Genomic DNA, 16,969 nt, shown 5'->3' with positions numbered 1-16,969 from the left:
AACTTGAAAATACTGATAACCGCAGCTACCACCGCATTGGCACACAAGCTAAAAAGCAAGCTAAACAGCCCCGATGTAATTTTAGGCGACTACCTTGAATTACCCGCTTTTATGCTGGAAAAACAAGGAATGCTGCAATTGCCCAACCCGGCGGCAGATAGTTACACGCACTTAATGCTGGCGCTGTGTTTAGATAATGATATAGAAACAGTTTACCTCTTAAATAAAGCAGAGGCGGATGTACTTTTGCTATCAGAACAACTATTTAAAGAGTATAATATTAGCTTAGTTAATGGCACGATTGAAATATAGCGATATAGATGAACGCAAAAAGGCATTTGTATTTGAACTGGATAATGTACTTTACCCCGAAAAAGACTATTACTACCAGGTTTATTACCTGTTTGCTAACTTGTTGGAGTATACCGATCTAAATGACGCTAAAGAGACAACCGACCTGATGGTTAATACGTATAATACTAAAGGCGGCGATGCTGTTTTTGATGAGTTGGTTAATGTTTTAAAGGTTGACGAGAAGTATCGAAAAAATTTAGAGGTGCTATTGTTAACCGCTAAGCTTCCGTTAAAACTGCTATTATACCAAAATATGCTTAGCTTTATGCAAGAGGTGGTCACCGACCGTAAAAAGTTGTTTATTGTTACCAACGGCAACCCGCAGCAACAATTAAATAAGCTAAGGCAAGTAGAGTGGCATGGTTTACAACCTTATTTAGTTTGTTATTTTGCAGACGAAACATCGCCAAAGCCAGAGCCGGACGTACTGCATTTATTGATGCAGCAACATAATTTACAAAGGCGCGACCTGCTGATGATAGAAAACTCGGAAACCGACAGGTTATGTGCAGAAGCTACCGGCATTGATTACATTAATGTAAACGACTTATTGTAAATGCCGGCTATAATAATACAAATAACAAAACCGTTAAGTAACACATATTACACTATATAACATGCGCAAAATATTTTACTCAATCATATTGCTTTCGGCAATAGCTTTTACAGCTTGCAAAAAAGATAAACCTGGTACCGGTACAACCGACCCTACCGAGCCAACAAAGGTAGGTTCGACATTAGACCTGATTAAAGATTCGGTTTACCTATATTCAAAAGAAACGTACTATTGGAACGATGCGTTGCCAAGTTATGCCGACTTTAAACCTCGCTCGTACACCGGTAGTGATGATTTAACAGCCTTACAAAAAGAGGTTGATGCCATATCTCAGTTTAAAATTAATCCGGCTACAGGCAAGCCATACGAATATTCTAATTCAGACCCCGGAACAGCTAAATATTCTTTTATAGATGACGGCTCAGTATCTACCGAATTAGGAGGCACCAACGGCGACTTTGGTTTTGCACCATTTTATAATGATTACACAGACCTACGTGTTAAATATGTTTACCCCGGCTCTCCGGCTGCTGCTAAAGGCTTAAAGAGGGGCTACCAAATAGTGGCTATAAACGGCCGGACAGGATCTGGCTTAACTTACGACGGTGACGGCTCAGGTACAAATTTAAATTTTGTTATTGACGCGCTTTTTAATAGCACCAGTGTAACCATGACCCTTAAAAGGCCCGATGCTACGACCTTTGATGTTACCATAGCCACGGCCAACTACACGGTAAATCCGGTGTTGGCAACCAAGGTTATTGATGCCGGAAACGGGCACAAAATAGGCTACATAGTATTCAACACCTTTACATCAGATGCAAACGCCAAACCTAAACTTGACGCTGCTTTCAGTACGTTTGCTTCAAAGGGTGTTACCGATTTGGTGGTAGATCTTCGTTATAATGGCGGGGGATACGTATCAACAGCAGAGTATTTGAGTAACCTTATAGTTCCATCATCAAAAAACGGATCGTTAATGTACACCACTTATTATACAGACAACCTGCAGAATAACAAGCATCCGTTATTGAGCAAGATATATAATATCGGTCCTGACGATTTCTTACCTGCTAACAACAAGGTAATGTTTCAAAAAGCAGGATCGTTAAATGCGACAAGGGTATTTTTTATAGTAACCAGTAGCACAGCTTCGGCAAGCGAACTTACTATTAATAACATTTTACCACAAATGGATGTGAAGTTAATTGGCAGCACCAGTTACGGTAAACCTGTTGGTTTCTTTGGCCTTGATATTAATAAATATCAGCTATATGTGCCAAACTTTGAAACCAAAAACGCTTTAGATAAAGGTGGCTATTACGCCGGGATGACACCTGGCTCCCCTTCATATCCAGGGCACGAGGATCAGGATGATGTAACCAAAGATTTTGGTGACCCAACTGAAGGCCTACTTGCTGATGCTATAGGTTATGTTAAAACCGGTACTTTTGCAGTAAGCGGGAGAAGAATACAAAGCCTGTCGGGTGCTAAAACATTCTCTGTTGCCGAAAGCAGCCAGGCAGCTATAAAAATGAATGTCAGTAAATTTAACGGCATGATCAAGCTGAAAAAATTAAACAAGAAATAAAATAATATAAATCCACAAAAAAGGCGGTCTCAGATTTTATCAGGGACCGCCTTTTTTATGCTTTATAGATAGCTAATCTGCCAATTGCCTTAAATCCACAGGTACTACGCGCGATATGCCTTGTTCTACCATTGTTACGCCGTAAATAATATCGGTACAGGCTATGGTGCGCTTGTTGTGCGATATGATAATGAACTGCGATTCCTTTGAAAATTTACGTATAATGTTGTTGAATTTATCAATGTTGGTATCATCCAGTGGCGCATCAACCTCATCAAAAATACAGAAAGGAGCGGGCTTTAACAGGTAAAGTGAGAATAGGATAGCCGTGGCTGTCAATGTTTTTTCACCACCCGATAGTTGATTGATGGATAATGGGCGTTTACCCTTTGGCCGGGCAATAATGTCAATTTCAGATTCCAGCGGGTGCTCAGGGTCGCTCAGTGTTAAATCGCACGAGTCCTCCTCGTTAAACAACGACCGGAATACTTTTATAAAGTTTTCGCGAACCATGGTAAAGGCTGCCATAAATTTCTCTTTAGCAGTATCGTCTATCTCCTGTATGGTAGCTAATAAAGATGCTTTAGCTTCGGCAAGGTCCTTTTTTTGTGACTGTATAAATTCGTGGCGCTCGCTCATTTCGTTATAAGCTTCAACGGCCATTGGGTTTATAGCGCCAAAATCGTCTAATTGTCTTTTAAGCTTTTCGGTACGTTCGCGTATGTCATCTTCATTCTCCGTTTCGTTGCTATCAACATCCAGCAAATCGTTAATGTCAACATTAAACTCTACAGAAAGGCGCTCCTTTAACGCATTAAGCTCTAACTTAAGGTTGTTGCGCTGGTCTTTAAGCTCGTTCTCAATAGCTTCTGTATCATCTTTGCGGCGCCTTAATTTAACCACCTCATTCTCACTTTCGGTTATCTTAGCCCGCCATGCATAATATTCCTGCTCGGCCTCGGCGGTGGCCTTTTCCAGGGCATCTTTTTGCTCGTACATTTCCAGCAAGCTTTCGTCACTATCGCCGGTTTGTTGCAGGTTTTCCATTATTTGTGCCTTTACTTTTTCAAGTTCGGCACTATTTTGTTTGATGCGGATATCTAAGTGCTCCAATTGGGTTTCGCGATACTCCAGATCTTTAACCAAACCCGAAACCTTATTCTGTTGCTGATGAAAACGGATATTTTCCTGGTTATAGGTGTTTGATTGTACCGAAACCATTTCATTAAGCTCGTTAAACGCTTGTTGCTTATCCAGCATCAAATCGTTTTGTATTTCCTTTTGGGTTTTAAGTTCGGCTAGTTGCGGGCCAATATTGGCTATTTCTTCAATTATGCCGGCTACTTTATTGGCTATATCTTGCTTACGGTTAAGGCTGTTCTCAATAAACGCCTGATATTGTTCCTGTTTTGTTTTAACAGTTATCAGTTCGGTATTCAGTTGATTTAGCTCAAACTGTTTCTGGCGCACCTCGTTAGCTTTATTTGATGCTTTTAAGGCGGCCAGCCGGCTTTGTAGCTCCTCGGCGTTGGTCTTGTAATTATGAATGCGGTTTTCGGCTTGCTTTATTTCTTTAAGCAGGTTGTCTAAATTTTTTGCCCTGCCAATGCGCTTACCTTCAAACAAACCAACCGAACCGCCGGCCATAGTGTATTTAGATTTGTTGAACTTGCCGCTTTTACCTATTAGCACCACATCATTGTCCAATTTTGATGCATTTATGTCCTGCTTAGTGTTATCGTTAACCAGGTAAACATTCTTCAACAAGTGGTTACAAAGCGGCTTATAACGATCTTCAACCTCAACCACCGATAGGGCGGGGATAGCACCCGCAATTGAGGATTTCTCGTTTGCAGCACTATTAAGCGAGGTGTATTTATCCAATATAAAGAACTGCGCCCTGCCTTTTGCCGAATTGCTTAGCAAGTTTATAGCTGCTATGGCCTCATCGTAAGTGTTTACCACATAGTGGTTCATTAATGGCTCCAGGTAGTTTTCTATAGCTACCCGGTATTCTTCCTTACAAAACAATATATCGCTAAACAGCGTGACTGTTTTGGCCCATCCTGTTGCCTTCTTTAGGAAACGTATAGATTCGGGAAACCCTTCAAGGTTGTCAACAAGGCTTTTAGTTAAATTGTACTCGTTTTGCTTAGCGTCCAATTTACGGCCATCAGCTGCAATACTGTCGTTAACGGTTTTTAATTCTGTTTCTGTTTCAGCTATCTGTTCTTGCAATTTGGTTTCGGCATCAACTGCTAATTCATATTCACCTTTCAAAGTATCAACTCTACTGCCCAACTCGGCAACTACCTTATTGAAGTGCGAAAGTTCCGCCTCTTTATTGGTAGTGTCCTCCATATTACGCTGGCTTTCCTGCTCAAGCGCCTGTTGTTGAATGTTTAGTATGTCGATATCTTTTTCGGCTTTATAAACCTGGTTTTGCAAGCGGCTGTTAACGGCATTTAACTCGTTTAATTGGTTACGGGCATCAGTTTGCTGTAATCTTAATTCATCAACGGCTTCCTTTAATTCGGCAACGCGCAAGGTAATGGTGTGCAGGTTCTCATCTTCCAGCAGCTTTTCTTCTGTAAGGCGCTTTATATTATATTGAACATGCTTAAACTGATTGTTGTCGCGCTCTAGTTCGTCTTTCAACCGTGTTTCTTTATCCTGCTGATTTTTTAATTGCTCGTTCTTAACACGTTTTTCGCTTTCGTAGGCCCGTATTTTGCTGGTAAACTCGTTTGTGGTTTTTTGTTGTGCCGCCAGATTTTTCTCTTTGGTAAGGCTATCCAGCTTTTGCTGTTGTAGTTCAGCCTCAAGCGTGTCTATCTGCGTAGCAAAGCCCGATTTTTCGAGTCGTTGTACCTGTTCTTTCTCTTCAATTTGAGCTAACGACTTGCTAAAGCTGGCTATACGGAATGATGCCAGCGATATACTTAACATTTTATACTGTTCACGTAGCTTGTAATAACGTTCGGTTTTTTTGGCTTGGTTCTCTAAGGTCTTTAAGTTTTTTTCAATTTCAAAAAGCAGGTCCTCTACGCGTTCAAGGTCGGCTTCTGTATCTTTTAATTTATTAAAGGTTTGTTTTTTGCGTAGCTTATATTTAGATATGCCCGATGCTTCTTCAAACAAATTCCTGCGCGAGCCTTCTTTATTGTTAATGATCTCATCTATCATCTTTAGTTCGATGATAGCATAGGAGTCGGCACCAATACCGGTATCTAAAAAAAGATCGGTAATATCTTTTAAACGGCATTGCACATCATTTAAACGGTACTCACTTTCGCCGGTACGGTAAAGCCTGCGCGTTAAGGTAACCTGCGAAAAATCGGTAGGGAGTACGTTTTTGGTATTGTCAAACGTTAATGATACCTCGGCCAGGTTGGCTGCCTTACGGCTTTTAGTACCATTAAAAATGATGTTGTCCATTTTATCTGACCGCAGTGCACGTGTGCTCTGTTCGCCCAAAACCCAGCGGATAGAATCGACCACGTTTGACTTGCCGCAACCATTAGGGCCTACAATTGCCGTAACACCCTCATTAAAATTAATGGTGATCTTATCGCCAAAGCTTTTGAAGCCCTTGATTTCTAACTTGGTAAGTTGCATTAATAGGGTTGCGTGTACTGAAAATTTAAGTTCGGAAAATAAGCAAAAAATATGGAGCACCCAAGCCTAAATCCATTGCAGATTTTTGTATATAATTCGTTTCTTTTTATTTTAATTCGTTTTTTTTCGTTTTAATTCGTTTTAATTACTCGAAATTCGTGATTTGAATAGTTTTAGCCAAAATAACCGTTAATCTGCCAAGATTTGTATCTCGCCGCGCAAATACGTAACCGCTTTGCCGGCCATTATTACCCTGTCGCCTTTTAGCTCGCACCACAGTTCGCCTTTGCGGGCAGATACCTGGTAGGCATGCAGTTTGCTTTTGCCCAGCCTGGCGGCCCAATAAGGTATCAGGTTACAATGTGCCGAGCCGGTTACCGGGTCTTCGGGCACACCGGCTGCAGGGGCAAAAAAACGCGATACAAAATCAACATTTTTACCGGGTGCGGTTACTATGATGCCGAGTGTAGGTATCTTAGCTAAGGCAGAATGATCGGGCACCATATTTAAAATATCTTCTTCGGTTTCGTAAACCAGCATATAATCGCGGCTGCGTAAAACCTCTTTGGGCTTAGCACCGCCTAATGATGCTACCAGCCCCTCGGGCATATCTGCCGCAAATGGCGGCCTTGATGGAAAATCCATCGAATATTTATCGCCATCGCGTTTTACTACAAGCGTTCCAGCTTTCACCGTATCAAAGTAAATGGTATCCTTATCATAACCCAATTGCGTAAACAGTATATGCGCTGTAGCCAATGTAGCATGGCCGCAAAGGTCAATCTCCAATTCGGGCGTAAACCATCGTAACAAGTAGCCATTGGCATTTTTTACAAAAAAAGCAGTTTCAGCCAGGTTGTTCTCTAACGCTATTTTTTGCATAACATCATCGGGTAACCAATCGTTTAGCGGACATATAGCAGCAGGGTTGCCACCAAAAAGCTTATCGGTAAAGGCATCGGCCTGGTAAATTGGGATAGTCATGATACTTAGATTAATTACCGCTAATATAGCCGTAAGTAATTAATTCATCATTATTGGTAATGTGTTTTGTGTGGCCGTCTTTCAGTAAAATTACTTTATCACTCACATCTAAAATATTGCGGTACTGGTGGTCGGTAACAATAATACCCTTGCGTTTAGCACAAGCGCGTATCACCGGTTTAAATTCATCGGCCTGGATAGGAGAGATGTGTGTAAAGGGCTCGTCCAGCAAAATAAAGTCGGCCCGACTGTGAATGATCATCATGGTTTCTAACTGGCGCAATTCACCGCCCGAAAGCTGGGCAATGGTTTTATTAAAGCTGAGTTTATAAATGGACAGTTCGGTAAATTCATCCCAGGTTACAGGGTCAACTATAATACGGGCAAGTTTGCTTATCAATATACCCGATGGCAGGTAATTATGTTGAGGCAGGTAGGCTATACGATTATTAATATATCCTTTATGTATAAATTCGTTGTTAATACTTACATACTTATGTTGTGCTGTAAGCGTGCCAAAAATAATTTTTAACAGTGATGATTTACCGCAACCGTTACGGCCTAATAAGCCGATCACCTCGCCCTGGCTGCAGTTGATAAAAACGCTTTGCAATATTTTGCGGCCGCTAAATTCCAGTTCAACACTATCTACCTTTAGTATGTTCATGCTTTGGTGGCAAGGTAAGCTGTTAATAATATCACATAAATACAAAAGTCTATCAGGTAAGTATAGGCATACATCTTCCGGATGCTGTAACCGGCGTTGCGGTAATACATATAAACATTTTTGGCAGTGTAGCTTTGCAAAAAGGTGGTTGATGCATAGCCCATTAATTTAAAAAAGAAAACAAAGCTGTTTACTTTGGTGCCGTAAAAGGCAATTAAGCCCACACAAATAAGGGTAAATGCCAGGTTCCACAATAAAATGGGTTTGTAAAAATACCAAATAAGTGTACGCAGGTTGCCCATTTATTGTTGTGTGATCAGTCGAACAGTCCCATTTGTTTAGTAGTATTATCTCCGTCCTCTATCCTTATTTTATTTACTAACAGGTGGGCCTGCCTGGTTGGTTCGGGTATACGATAACCGCGAATGCAATTTTTAATCACATCAACGCTTTGCTGCATATCTATATTGTGCCCCGGCGAAATGTATATGGGATTGCAGTTTTTTTTGCTGCGCAGGGCTATGCCAATCAATTCGCCTTTATCATACATCGGGCTTTGGGCAAAGGGTGTGTTTGCAGGTTCTTCATATTTGCCGGTAAGCCTGCTTTTGGCACTGCCTATGGTAGGTACGTTAGTTAATAAGCCAAAATGTGTGGCAATACCTAAGCGCCGTTCATGAGCAATTCCTTGTTCATCAAGCACTAATAAGTCGGGTTTAGTATCTAATTTTTGCCATGCCTCCAGTAATGCCGGTACTTCGCGAAAAGCTAACAAGCCCGATATGTATGGAAACGTGATGGTACAAATAGTTGTTGCGGTGCCAATTATCCTCATATCAGGATAATTAAACAGTACTATACCTGCATACACCACATTTGAGTACTTGTTGAATGAAATATCAGCACCGGCGATAATACTTATTTCCTTATTAAGTGGTTTTATTTGTATTTGCCGCCGCAACTCGTTTTGATAGGCTATGGCTTGGGCTGGGGTAAGGTTTTGATAATCGGATGGCAGCATAAATTTAACAACATAAAAAAGCCCCTGCTTGTTTAAGCAGGGGCTTCAATGCTAACCTTATAGGTTATCCTAAGTATGATTTAAGGATCTTGCTCCTTGATGTATGGCGCAACCTTTGTAATGCCTTGTCTTTTATCTGGCGTACACGTTCGCGGGTTAAATTGAATTTTTCTCCAATTTCTTCCAACGATAACGGGTGATTTGAACCTAAACCAAAGAATAGCACAATTATCTCGCGTTCACGCTCGGTTAGGGTAGAAAGGGAACGTTTGATCTCTTCAGATAATGATTCGTTGATCAATATCGAATCGGTATTAGGTTCCTGGTTTTCTAATACATCTAATAACGTGTTTTCCTCGCCCTGTACAAACGGTGCATCCATAGATACATGGCGGCCACTGTTGCTCAGCGTGTCAGATATTTTATCTACAGTGGTTTCTAATATGTCGGCCAGTTCTTCCGGAGAAGGCTCGCGTTCAAACTCCTGCTCTAATTTAGAGAAGGCCTTACTAATTTTACTTAACGAACCTACCTGGTTCAAAGGCAAACGCACAATACGGCTTTGCTCGGCAATAGCCTGTAATATTGATTGGCGTATCCACCATACAGCGTACGATATGAATTTAAAACCTTTGGTTTCGTCAAAACGTTTAGCCGCTTTAATTAAGCCTAAGTTACCTTCGTTAATAAGGTCGCCAAGGGTTAAGCCCTGATTTTGATATTGTTTAGCAACTGATACCACAAAACGAAGGTTAGTTTTGGTTAAACGCTCTAATGCGGCCTGGTCACCTTCTCTAATTTTCTGTGCTAAGATTACTTCTTCTTCGGCAGTTATTAGGTCAACTTTACCAATCTCGTGAAGATATTTGTCGAGGGACTGCGACTCACGATTGGTAATGGATTGAGTTATTTTGAGTTGTCTCATTTATTTAATTAACCTCGATTCTTAATATTTAGAATTGAACGTGCAAAGGTACAAATTTGTTTCTAAAAATAATATTTAAATACTAATAAACACAGTATTTTACTATTAAATGAAAAATGATTTTTATTAATTGTTAAATAGATAATATTTATTGCTATTCAATAAATAAATTTTGATTTATAATAAACATTAGCTCTATTTGTATCATGTAATAAAATCACTATGAAAAGAATACGGTTGTTACAAATACTGGTTTATGTTGTGTTTGCCCTTTTAGTGCTTAAGGATATTGCCCCTGATGCTTATAGGGGAGCTATAGACGGTTGGAACGATGGATACAGAAGCATGGATGCTACACCTCACCATAGCCGATTATTGAGCCATGTTGCTTTAGACGGGGCTTCGTTTACAGGTAAAAAAGACACGGTATTAAAAGCCGGCACCGATTACAGTGTGCAAAATATAAGCGTTGTCGGCGATGTTAGGCTAAACCCAGATGTGGTAAATACGCCCTGGTGGTTTGATGTGGTGATGGTTGCCTTAGCTATATTTATCCTTATTTTGCTTATCAGAATAGTGCGCAACATTAACAAGGTGTTGGTTATTATATACAAAGGAACCATGTTTAATGAGGCCTGTAGTATTGTACTGCGTGATGTTGGGATAGCGTTAGTATTATATAGCATTGCCAACTACGCGTTTGAGCGGTTAAACTACATCGAGAAAACTTACCTGGTATTGCCGCCGCTTAAAGCAATTGACACATCTACATTTGATTTAGGCGCAGTATTAATGGCCATATTTGTTTTTATTATCGCTGAAGTTTTTAAACAGGGCAGCCGTTTAAAAGAAGAGCAAGACCTAACTATTTAAACTATGCCAATTATCATCAACCTCGACGTAATGATGGCCCGGCGAAAAATGTCGTTAAATGAGTTAAGCGAGCGGGTAGGCATTACGATATCTAACCTGTCTATTTTAAAAACCGGCAAGGCTAAGGCTATCCGTATAGAAACCCTCGAAGCTATTTGTAAAGCATTGGACTGTCAACCCGGAGATATTTTAGAGTATCAATCTTAAACTTTTAAATCCTAAATCCTAAACTCTAAATCCGAAATTCTAAGTTTTAATAGTATTCTCAATGTTAGATTTTTAGAGTTTGGAATTTTAGAATTTGGTGTTTAGATTTTAGTCTCTTAACTATATCTCGTCTAATCTAAATGTTTCCTTAACTCTAATTCCTTTTTCGGTTTGTTGCAGCGTGCAGCATTCATTAATAGGGTCGTGTTCCAGGTATAGGACGTATTCTTTTTCTACCGCTTCGTTCCAGTATAGTTTACGCTCGGTTAGGGTTTTAAGCGGGAACATATCATAGGCCATAACATAGGGCAGGGGTATATGCCCAACAGATGGCAGCAGATCGGCCATATATAATAATTGCTTGCCCTTGTAGGTAATTTGCGGCAGCATCATGGCATCTGTGTGGCCAAAGGCAAAACGGATGCTTATTTCGTCAGTAAATTTCACGCCATCCTCAGCCTCAATAAACTTAAGCTGTCCGCTTTGTTGTATTGGCAGTATATTATCCTTTAAAAACGATGCTTTTTCGCGCTCGTTAGGGTTTACCGCCCAATCCCAATGTTGGGGATTGCTCCAATAGTTGGCATTTTTAAATGCAGGTTGTAGTTTTTCACCATTGCGAATTACAGCGCCGCCAACGTGGTCGAAATGCAGGTGGGTTAAAAACACATCAGTAATATCATCGCGGTGAAAACCCTTTGTAGCTAACGAACTATCTATTGTTGCGTTACCATGCAGGTAATAATGGCTAAAAAACTTATCGTCCTGCTTATTGCCTATACCCGTATCTACTAAAATTAAACGTTTGCCATCTTCTATCAGCAGGCAGCGCATAGCCCATGTACATAGGTTGTTCTCATCGGAGGGATTTGTTTTTTGCCATATAGCTTTGGGCACTACGCCAAACATGGCACCGCCATCTAATTTAAAAAAACCGGTATCAATGGTATGTAATTTCATGCTGATGAATTATGCAGTGAAGTTAATATTTCTTTAATATACTTAAATGGATTTGCTTACTTTGGGTTATATAACACCATTATAATTACCGTGCAGGATATATTAGGAACCGCGTTGTCAGATCATTTTGAAAATGTGCAAAGCAACAAACTTTGGATAAATAACCGCTATGGCCCAAAGGAAGAAATGCCGCTTGATGTATTTTTTAGAGATTACGCCGATATGCCCGAGCTGGAGCAAATAGCTTTGACTAAATGCCATGGTAAAGTGCTTGATATTGGGGCAGGAGCAGGTAGCCATGCTTTAATATTGCAAACGCAGGGCTTTGATGTAACCGCTTTAGATATATCTGCCAAAGCGGTAAATATTATGAAACTGCGTGGCGTTGTTAAAGCCATAGAAGGAGATATATTTACTTACACAGGCCATAAATACGATACCTTATTATTAATGATGAATGGTATTGGTTTATGCGGCACAATTAAACAATTACACTTATTTTTACAGCAAACCAAACATCTCCTGAACCCGGGCGGCCAATTATTATTCGATTCATCCGATATTGCTTATTTGTACGATGGTGATTTACCTGCCGATAACTATTATGGTGAACTATGGTATCAATACACTTATAAAGGCAAAAAAACAGACTGGTTTAAATGGCTTTATATAGATAAGGTAGCGCTAACAAACGTTGCCAGGCAGGGGGGCTGGACGGTGGAGATTTTGTATGATGATAGTATGGACCAATACTTAGCCCGGTTAACGCCGGTAGACTGATTTGTTATATGAGAAGATATTTACAATTATTAGCGCTGTTTATTATTGCATTTAATGCTGCAAGCGCGCAGCAATTGCCAGCCTGGGCTTTCGGGCCATTTGTTAGGCCAGCGGGTGTTAATCCATTAATTAGCCCGGATAGTACCACCCGCTTTTACGACCCAATGCGCAAAAAGCAAATGGATTGGGAATCTAACGACACCTTTAACCCGGCTGCCACCATTAAAAACGGTAAAATATATATCCTATACCGGGCCGAGGATAAGTCAGGGACAGGGATAGGGGGGCGGACGTCGCGTTTGGGACTGGCGGAAAGCAGTACCGGCACATCTGTTAAACGTTCGCCGGTACCTGTGTTGTACCCCGATAACGATAGTCAGAAAGCGTTTGAATGGACAGGCGGTTGCGAGGACCCTCGTGTTGCTATGACAGCGAACGGCACCTACGTGGTTTTTTATACACAATGGAACCATGATATCCCTCGCTTAGGTGTAGCTACTTCAAAAGATCTGAAAAAATGGACCAAGCACGGGCCTATATTTCGTAAAGCTTATCATGGTAAGTTTTTTAATATCGCCAGTAAATCTGCTTCAATCATTACAAAAATAGCTGGTGGTAAACAGGTTATTGCCAAAATAAATGGTAAATACTGGATGTATTGGGGCGAAACAGGTGTGTATGCCGCAACATCTACCGATATGGTAAACTGGCAGCCGCTAATTAATGCCGACAGTACTTTAAAAGCATTGATATCCCCAAGAAAAAATTACTTTGATAGTGACTTAACAGAGTGTGGCCCTCCGGCAATAGTTACACCAAAAGGGATTTTGTTACTGTATAATGGTAAAAACAATATCAATTACGGTGATAAAAACTATACGGGTAATTCGTATTGCGGTGGCCAGGTTATATTTTCGGTTACCGACCCTACAAAACCATTGCACAGGCTTGATAAACCATTTTTTGTGCCAAAAGAGCCTTTTGAAAAAAGCGGCCAATACCCCGCAGGTACTGTTTTTATGGAGGGATTAGTGTTTTTCCATCAACAATGGTTCCTTTATTATGGCTGCGCCGACTCAAGAGTAGCTGTAGCCGTATACAAGCCGCGTAAATAAGCTTGTTTTTTTGTAATTTATTTGCATTAAATAATTAATTATATATATTTACCTTGTATTAAACCTAATTAATACCCCCTAAAGATAAGTGAAAAGGTTTTTTGCTATAATTCTGTTAAGTATGCACCTGTTTAATACAGGTGGCTATACCCTTATCTTTCAATATTTTATCCACCAATCAGAAGATCAAATTGTTAAAAGTATCTACGAAAACAAAGTAGATGCCACACAATTGGTACAAATAAAACTTCCGGTAAAAACCCCGGGTATACAGGATTGGCCCGACTATGAACATGTGCAAGGTCAAATTCAGCTAAAGGATAATTATTATCATTACGTTGGTGTTAAAATGACCAGAGACACCATGTACCTGGTTTGTATTGCCAACCCAACCAAAACACGCTTAGAAAACGCCAACCTTATCGTAGCCAAAAATATGAGCGATGTACCGGTAAGCAAAAAAGGGCAGGAATCCGCCGTTAAAAAAGTTGCTACAGGGTTTGAATGTAATATGCCCGTGGCTGATCATGAATTCCTTTCATTCACAAACTCCGCCTTAAAGAGGGAAAACCCTATATCTATCGGTTTAACAAATCCATACATCGAATCTCCCGGCAAACCGCCAAACCACATCGGTTGATTAATATTATTTAAGAACTTTTATCGCCTTACGTTAACATTTGTATTGATGCTTTTTCATTTTGTCATCAATGCTATGTAATCGCGTATGCTGTGGTATAAATATTATGCATCAACTGCTGATTTTGAGACGATTGGCAGTTGATGCCTGATATAACTTTTTATCCTTTTAATCCTTATTCATGAAACAGATTTTACAAAATACATACAGGTATTGTATGGCAGTTTTGGTTTGCATGGCCCTTTCACAATTTGCCAGCGCCCAAACCGAAACAGATGCCTTAATGATACCCAAAAATTACTTTTGCGCAGCAGGCGTTTACACACACAACAGTTGGGACCATTACTGGGAGGGAACCTTTAGACGCAAAAATTTAAACTTAGGCACAGTTAGCAGTAATGTTTACGCTGTAGGCGGCAACTATGGGTTAAGTAACCGTATCAATTTATTATTTATGGTTCCTTATATAAAAACCAATGCATCGGCAGGTACCCTTAGAGGCCAAAGCGGTGTGCAGGACATTAGCCTTGCCTTTAAATGGATGGCCGTAAAGCAAGAAGTTGGTACAGGTTTATTAAGCGTACATGGTATTTTATCAGGAAGCATCCCATTAAATAAGTACGAGGCTGATTATTTACCGCTTGCCATTGGTATGCAAAGTAAAAGCATAGCACTACGCGGATTGGTGAATTATCAGGAGGGTAGGTTTTTTATTGCCGGTGCAGGCCAATATGTACGTAAAGACAATATCACTATTGACCGCGACTCGTACTACACCACCTCAATGCACTATACCGACCAGGTGGCAATGCCAAATGCGACCAACTTTTTGTTAAGTGCCGGTTACCGCAGTTTAAAATTTAATGCCGAAGGTACCTGGACTAAAGTAACCTCGTTGGGTGGCTTTGATATCACTAAAAACAATATGCCTTTTCCAAGTAACCGAATGAATGCTACTATGGTAGGCGCAATTTTTAAATACAGCTTTCAATCGCTTGAAGGGCTTGAATTTACAGCAGGTGGTAACCACGTAGTAAGCGGCCGCAACGTAGGGCAAAACAACTCGATCTTTGGCGGCGTGTATTATGTATTTGCTGTTAAAAAGGATAAATCAGATAAATAAGAAGACCATGAAAAAACATATACTATATATAACGCTTTTATCTGCAGCTCTTTTTAATACGTCGTGTAAGAAAACGATAGAAGAGCGTAATCAGCTATACAAGCAACTAAACCCTACCAATATTGATGCCGATGCTGGTAACTGGAAAACCATATTAATAGATACGGCTACGCTTACTATAGCTACGCCAGATCCAATTACATCGCCAAACTACGCGGCCGATATTAACGAGATAAAAAGCTACCAGCAAAATCTAACCACCGAGCAAAAGAATATTATTAACTACTGGAGCGCCGGTTCGGTTTTACGTTGGAACGAGATACTACGCGAACTGGTTGCTAAACACAATCTGCCACCGTATCAAAACGATGATGGAAGCTATCCTTTCCCCGATGCTACCAATCCATTAGCTTACCCATTATTTCCTTTCTCAAACCCGCCGTATGCAGCACGTGCCTATGCTTACGTAAGTGCAGCCCAATACGATGCTTTGGTGGCCGCCTGGAAGTTTAAAAAGAAGTTTGGCCGTTTAGCCCCATACAAAAACAACCCATCTGTTAAGGCTTTGGTGCCGCAATCAACATTGCCATCGTACCCAAGCGAAGATGCTGTTGTAGCAGGTGCTACAGCTAAAATGATGGAATTGCTTTTCCCTGGCGATCTGGCTTATATACAGCAAAAAGTAGCCGAAGAAAAGTTATATCGTATAATGGCCGGTGCTAATGTGCGCTCTGATATGGATGCCGGCGAAGCATTAGGTAAACAAGTTGCCACAGTATTTTTAGCACGTGCACGTACCGATAGGGCCGGTAAAGCAATCGGCACACCCGATTACTGGAAAAGCCTTGAAACTACCACCACTGCCAAAGGCTTAACCCCATGGGTTAGTTTGGAGTTACCAAAAAGGCCACCAATGTTGCCATTATTTACAAAGGTTTTGCCATTTTTATTTGATACCCTTACCGTAGTAGCATTGCGCCCGCCTGCACCATATGCAACTGGTTCTCCTGAGTTTAAAAAGGAATCGGACGAGGTTTTACGCATGAGTGAAGACAAAAGCCGCGAGCATGAGCGTATAGTTAACTTTTGGGCCGATGGCGTGGGTACAGTAACCCCTCCGGGTCATTGGAACACTATTGCAGCAGATGAGTTTGTAAAACACAACTACAGCGAAGTGCGTTGGGCACGTAATTTTGCCTTGTTAAATATGGCCGAAATGGACGCCGCCATTGTATGTTGGGATGCTAAGTATTACTACTTTAACCCTCGCCCAACACAAATGGTAATGAATATTAAAACGCTTACTGGTATACCAAACTTTCCGTCGTATACATCAGGTCACTCTAACTTTAGCGGTGCAGCTGCAACGATATTAGGTTATTTGGTTCCCGAAAAAGCAAACGCTTTTATGGATATGGCACACGAGGCAGCAATGTCTAGACTTTACGGAGCCATCCATTACCGCAGCGATTGCGAAGTTGGTTTGCAAACCGGTGTAAAAGTAGGCCAATACGCCATAAACCGTGCGAAAATAGACGGAGCAGGCAACTAAAGA

The 16,969-nt window shown here is 40.7% G+C and carries 17 protein-coding genes; 10 read left to right on the top strand and 7 right to left on the bottom strand.

Annotated elements, in window-relative coordinates:
• Positions 1–3 precede the first annotated feature (3 nt).
• The 3 genes from FFF34_006010 to FFF34_006000 all read left to right on the top strand — a co-directional run bounded on the left by FFF34_006010 (position 4) and on the right by FFF34_006000 (position 2,501).
• Complete coding sequence (locus FFF34_006010) at positions 4–312, top strand: hypothetical protein (protein ID TSD66954.1); 309 nt, start codon at positions 4–6, stop codon at positions 310–312.
• Positions 293–910, top strand: a complete 618-nt coding sequence (locus FFF34_006005; protein TSD66953.1) for an HAD family hydrolase — start codon at positions 293–295, stop codon at positions 908–910. The genes FFF34_006010 and FFF34_006005 overlap by 20 nt, the downstream gene beginning before the upstream one ends.
• A gap of 61 nt (positions 911–971) precedes the next feature.
• Entirely contained in the window at positions 972–2,501 is a 1,530-nt protein-coding gene (locus tag FFF34_006000) for a hypothetical protein (GenBank protein TSD66952.1), read from the top strand.
• Between the two features lie 72 nt (positions 2,502–2,573).
• Here FFF34_006000 and smc read toward each other — a convergent pair whose 3' ends face one another.
• From smc to FFF34_005970, 6 genes are all read right to left on the bottom strand, one after another.
• On the bottom strand, positions 2,574–6,119 hold the full coding sequence (gene smc / locus FFF34_005995) for a chromosome segregation protein SMC (protein ID TSD66951.1): 3,546 nt from the start codon (positions 6,117–6,119) through the stop codon (positions 2,574–2,576).
• Positions 6,120–6,308: 189 nt separating this feature from the next.
• Positions 6,309–7,103: a PhzF family phenazine biosynthesis protein gene (locus FFF34_005990; GenBank protein TSD66950.1), complete on the bottom strand. Its 795-nt coding sequence runs from the start codon at positions 7,101–7,103 to the stop codon at positions 6,309–6,311.
• Positions 7,104–7,113: 10 nt separating this feature from the next.
• Positions 7,114–7,770, bottom strand: coding sequence for an ATP-binding cassette domain-containing protein (locus FFF34_005985; GenBank protein TSD66949.1), 657 nt, complete (start codon positions 7,768–7,770; stop codon positions 7,114–7,116).
• Positions 7,767–8,072 (bottom strand): hypothetical protein, encoded by a 306-nt coding sequence (locus tag FFF34_005980; GenBank protein ID TSD66948.1) that lies wholly within the window; start codon positions 8,070–8,072, stop codon positions 7,767–7,769. Before FFF34_005980 ends, FFF34_005985 begins: the two co-directional genes overlap by 4 nt.
• A 14-nt stretch (positions 8,073–8,086) precedes the next feature.
• Positions 8,087–8,791: a deoxyribonuclease V gene (locus FFF34_005975; GenBank protein TSD66947.1), complete on the bottom strand. Its 705-nt coding sequence runs from the start codon at positions 8,789–8,791 to the stop codon at positions 8,087–8,089.
• Between the two features lie 64 nt (positions 8,792–8,855).
• Complete coding sequence (locus tag FFF34_005970; protein ID TSD66946.1) at positions 8,856–9,716, bottom strand: RNA polymerase sigma factor RpoD/SigA; 861 nt, start codon at positions 9,714–9,716, stop codon at positions 8,856–8,858.
• Positions 9,717–9,938: 222 nt separating this feature from the next.
• Here FFF34_005970 and FFF34_005965 point away from each other — a divergent pair, with 222 nt between their 5' ends.
• Positions 9,939–10,589 carry a DUF2975 domain-containing protein gene (locus FFF34_005965; GenBank protein TSD66945.1) on the top strand — a complete coding sequence of 217 codons (651 nt, stop codon included), beginning with the start codon at positions 9,939–9,941 and terminating at the stop codon, positions 10,587–10,589.
• A gap of 3 nt (positions 10,590–10,592) precedes the next feature.
• Positions 10,593–10,796, top strand: coding sequence for a helix-turn-helix transcriptional regulator (locus tag FFF34_005960; protein ID TSD66944.1), 204 nt, complete (start codon positions 10,593–10,595; stop codon positions 10,794–10,796).
• Between the two features lie 120 nt (positions 10,797–10,916).
• On the opposite strand, the gene FFF34_005955 is transcribed toward FFF34_005960, so the two are convergent.
• Positions 10,917–11,756: an MBL fold metallo-hydrolase gene (locus tag FFF34_005955; protein ID TSD66943.1), complete on the bottom strand. Its 840-nt coding sequence runs from the start codon at positions 11,754–11,756 to the stop codon at positions 10,917–10,919.
• 90 nt (positions 11,757–11,846) lie between these two features.
• Here FFF34_005955 and FFF34_005950 point away from each other — a divergent pair, with 90 nt between their 5' ends.
• The 5 genes from FFF34_005950 (at position 11,847) to FFF34_005930 (ending at position 16,966) form a co-directional block, all read left to right on the top strand.
• Positions 11,847–12,536, top strand: a complete 690-nt coding sequence (locus FFF34_005950; GenBank protein TSD66942.1) for a class I SAM-dependent methyltransferase — start codon at positions 11,847–11,849, stop codon at positions 12,534–12,536.
• Between the two features lie 8 nt (positions 12,537–12,544).
• On the top strand, positions 12,545–13,651 hold the full coding sequence (locus tag FFF34_005945; protein ID TSD66941.1) for a family 43 glycosylhydrolase: 1,107 nt from the start codon (positions 12,545–12,547) through the stop codon (positions 13,649–13,651).
• A gap of 88 nt (positions 13,652–13,739) precedes the next feature.
• Complete coding sequence (locus FFF34_005940) at positions 13,740–14,291, top strand: hypothetical protein (protein ID TSD66940.1); 552 nt, start codon at positions 13,740–13,742, stop codon at positions 14,289–14,291.
• Positions 14,292–14,472: 181 nt separating this feature from the next.
• The gene (locus FFF34_005935) at positions 14,473–15,414 is read left to right on the top strand and encodes a hypothetical protein (GenBank protein ID TSD66939.1); all 942 of its coding nucleotides are present in this window, start codon (positions 14,473–14,475) and stop codon (positions 15,412–15,414) included.
• 7 nt (positions 15,415–15,421) lie between these two features.
• Positions 15,422–16,966 (top strand): phosphatase PAP2 family protein, encoded by a 1,545-nt coding sequence (locus FFF34_005930; GenBank protein TSD66938.1) that lies wholly within the window; start codon positions 15,422–15,424, stop codon positions 16,964–16,966.
• Positions 16,967–16,969: the final 3 nt, after the last annotated feature.

Origin of the sequence: Inquilinus sp. KBS0705 (assembly GCA_005938025.2) — a bacterium.
Taxonomy (GTDB): domain Bacteria; phylum Bacteroidota; class Bacteroidia; order Sphingobacteriales; family Sphingobacteriaceae; genus Mucilaginibacter.
Note: the sequence above shows the minus strand (reverse complement) of the source record. Positions and strands in the feature narration are given on the sequence as shown.

Excerpts from the sequence above, each read along its gene's own strand:
- FFF34_005975 (TSD66947.1), bottom strand. The coding sequence starts at position 8,791 with ATGCTGCCATCCGATTATCAAAACCTTACCCCAGCCCAAGCCATAGCC.
- FFF34_005970 (TSD66946.1), bottom strand. The coding sequence starts at position 9,716 with ATGAGACAACTCAAAATAACTCAATCCATTACCAATCGTGAGTCGCAG.
- FFF34_006005 (TSD66953.1), top strand. The coding sequence starts at position 293 with ATGGCACGATTGAAATATAGCGATATAGATGAACGCAAAAAGGCATTT.
- FFF34_006000 (TSD66952.1), top strand. The coding sequence starts at position 972 with ATGCGCAAAATATTTTACTCAATCATATTGCTTTCGGCAATAGCTTTT.
- FFF34_005955 (TSD66943.1), bottom strand. The coding sequence starts at position 11,756 with ATGAAATTACATACCATTGATACCGGTTTTTTTAAATTAGATGGCGGT.
- FFF34_005965 (TSD66945.1), top strand. The coding sequence starts at position 9,939 with ATGAAAAGAATACGGTTGTTACAAATACTGGTTTATGTTGTGTTTGCC.
- FFF34_005935 (TSD66939.1), top strand. The coding sequence starts at position 14,473 with ATGAAACAGATTTTACAAAATACATACAGGTATTGTATGGCAGTTTTG.
- FFF34_005985 (TSD66949.1), bottom strand. The coding sequence starts at position 7,770 with ATGAACATACTAAAGGTAGATAGTGTTGAACTGGAATTTAGCGGCCGC.
- FFF34_005960 (TSD66944.1), top strand. The coding sequence starts at position 10,593 with ATGCCAATTATCATCAACCTCGACGTAATGATGGCCCGGCGAAAAATG.
- FFF34_005990 (TSD66950.1), bottom strand. The coding sequence starts at position 7,103 with ATGACTATCCCAATTTACCAGGCCGATGCCTTTACCGATAAGCTTTTT.
- FFF34_005980 (TSD66948.1), bottom strand. The coding sequence starts at position 8,072 with ATGGGCAACCTGCGTACACTTATTTGGTATTTTTACAAACCCATTTTA.
- FFF34_005930 (TSD66938.1), top strand. The coding sequence starts at position 15,422 with ATGAAAAAACATATACTATATATAACGCTTTTATCTGCAGCTCTTTTT.
- FFF34_005945 (TSD66941.1), top strand. The coding sequence starts at position 12,545 with ATGAGAAGATATTTACAATTATTAGCGCTGTTTATTATTGCATTTAAT.
- smc (TSD66951.1), bottom strand. The coding sequence starts at position 6,119 with ATGCAACTTACCAAGTTAGAAATCAAGGGCTTCAAAAGCTTTGGCGAT.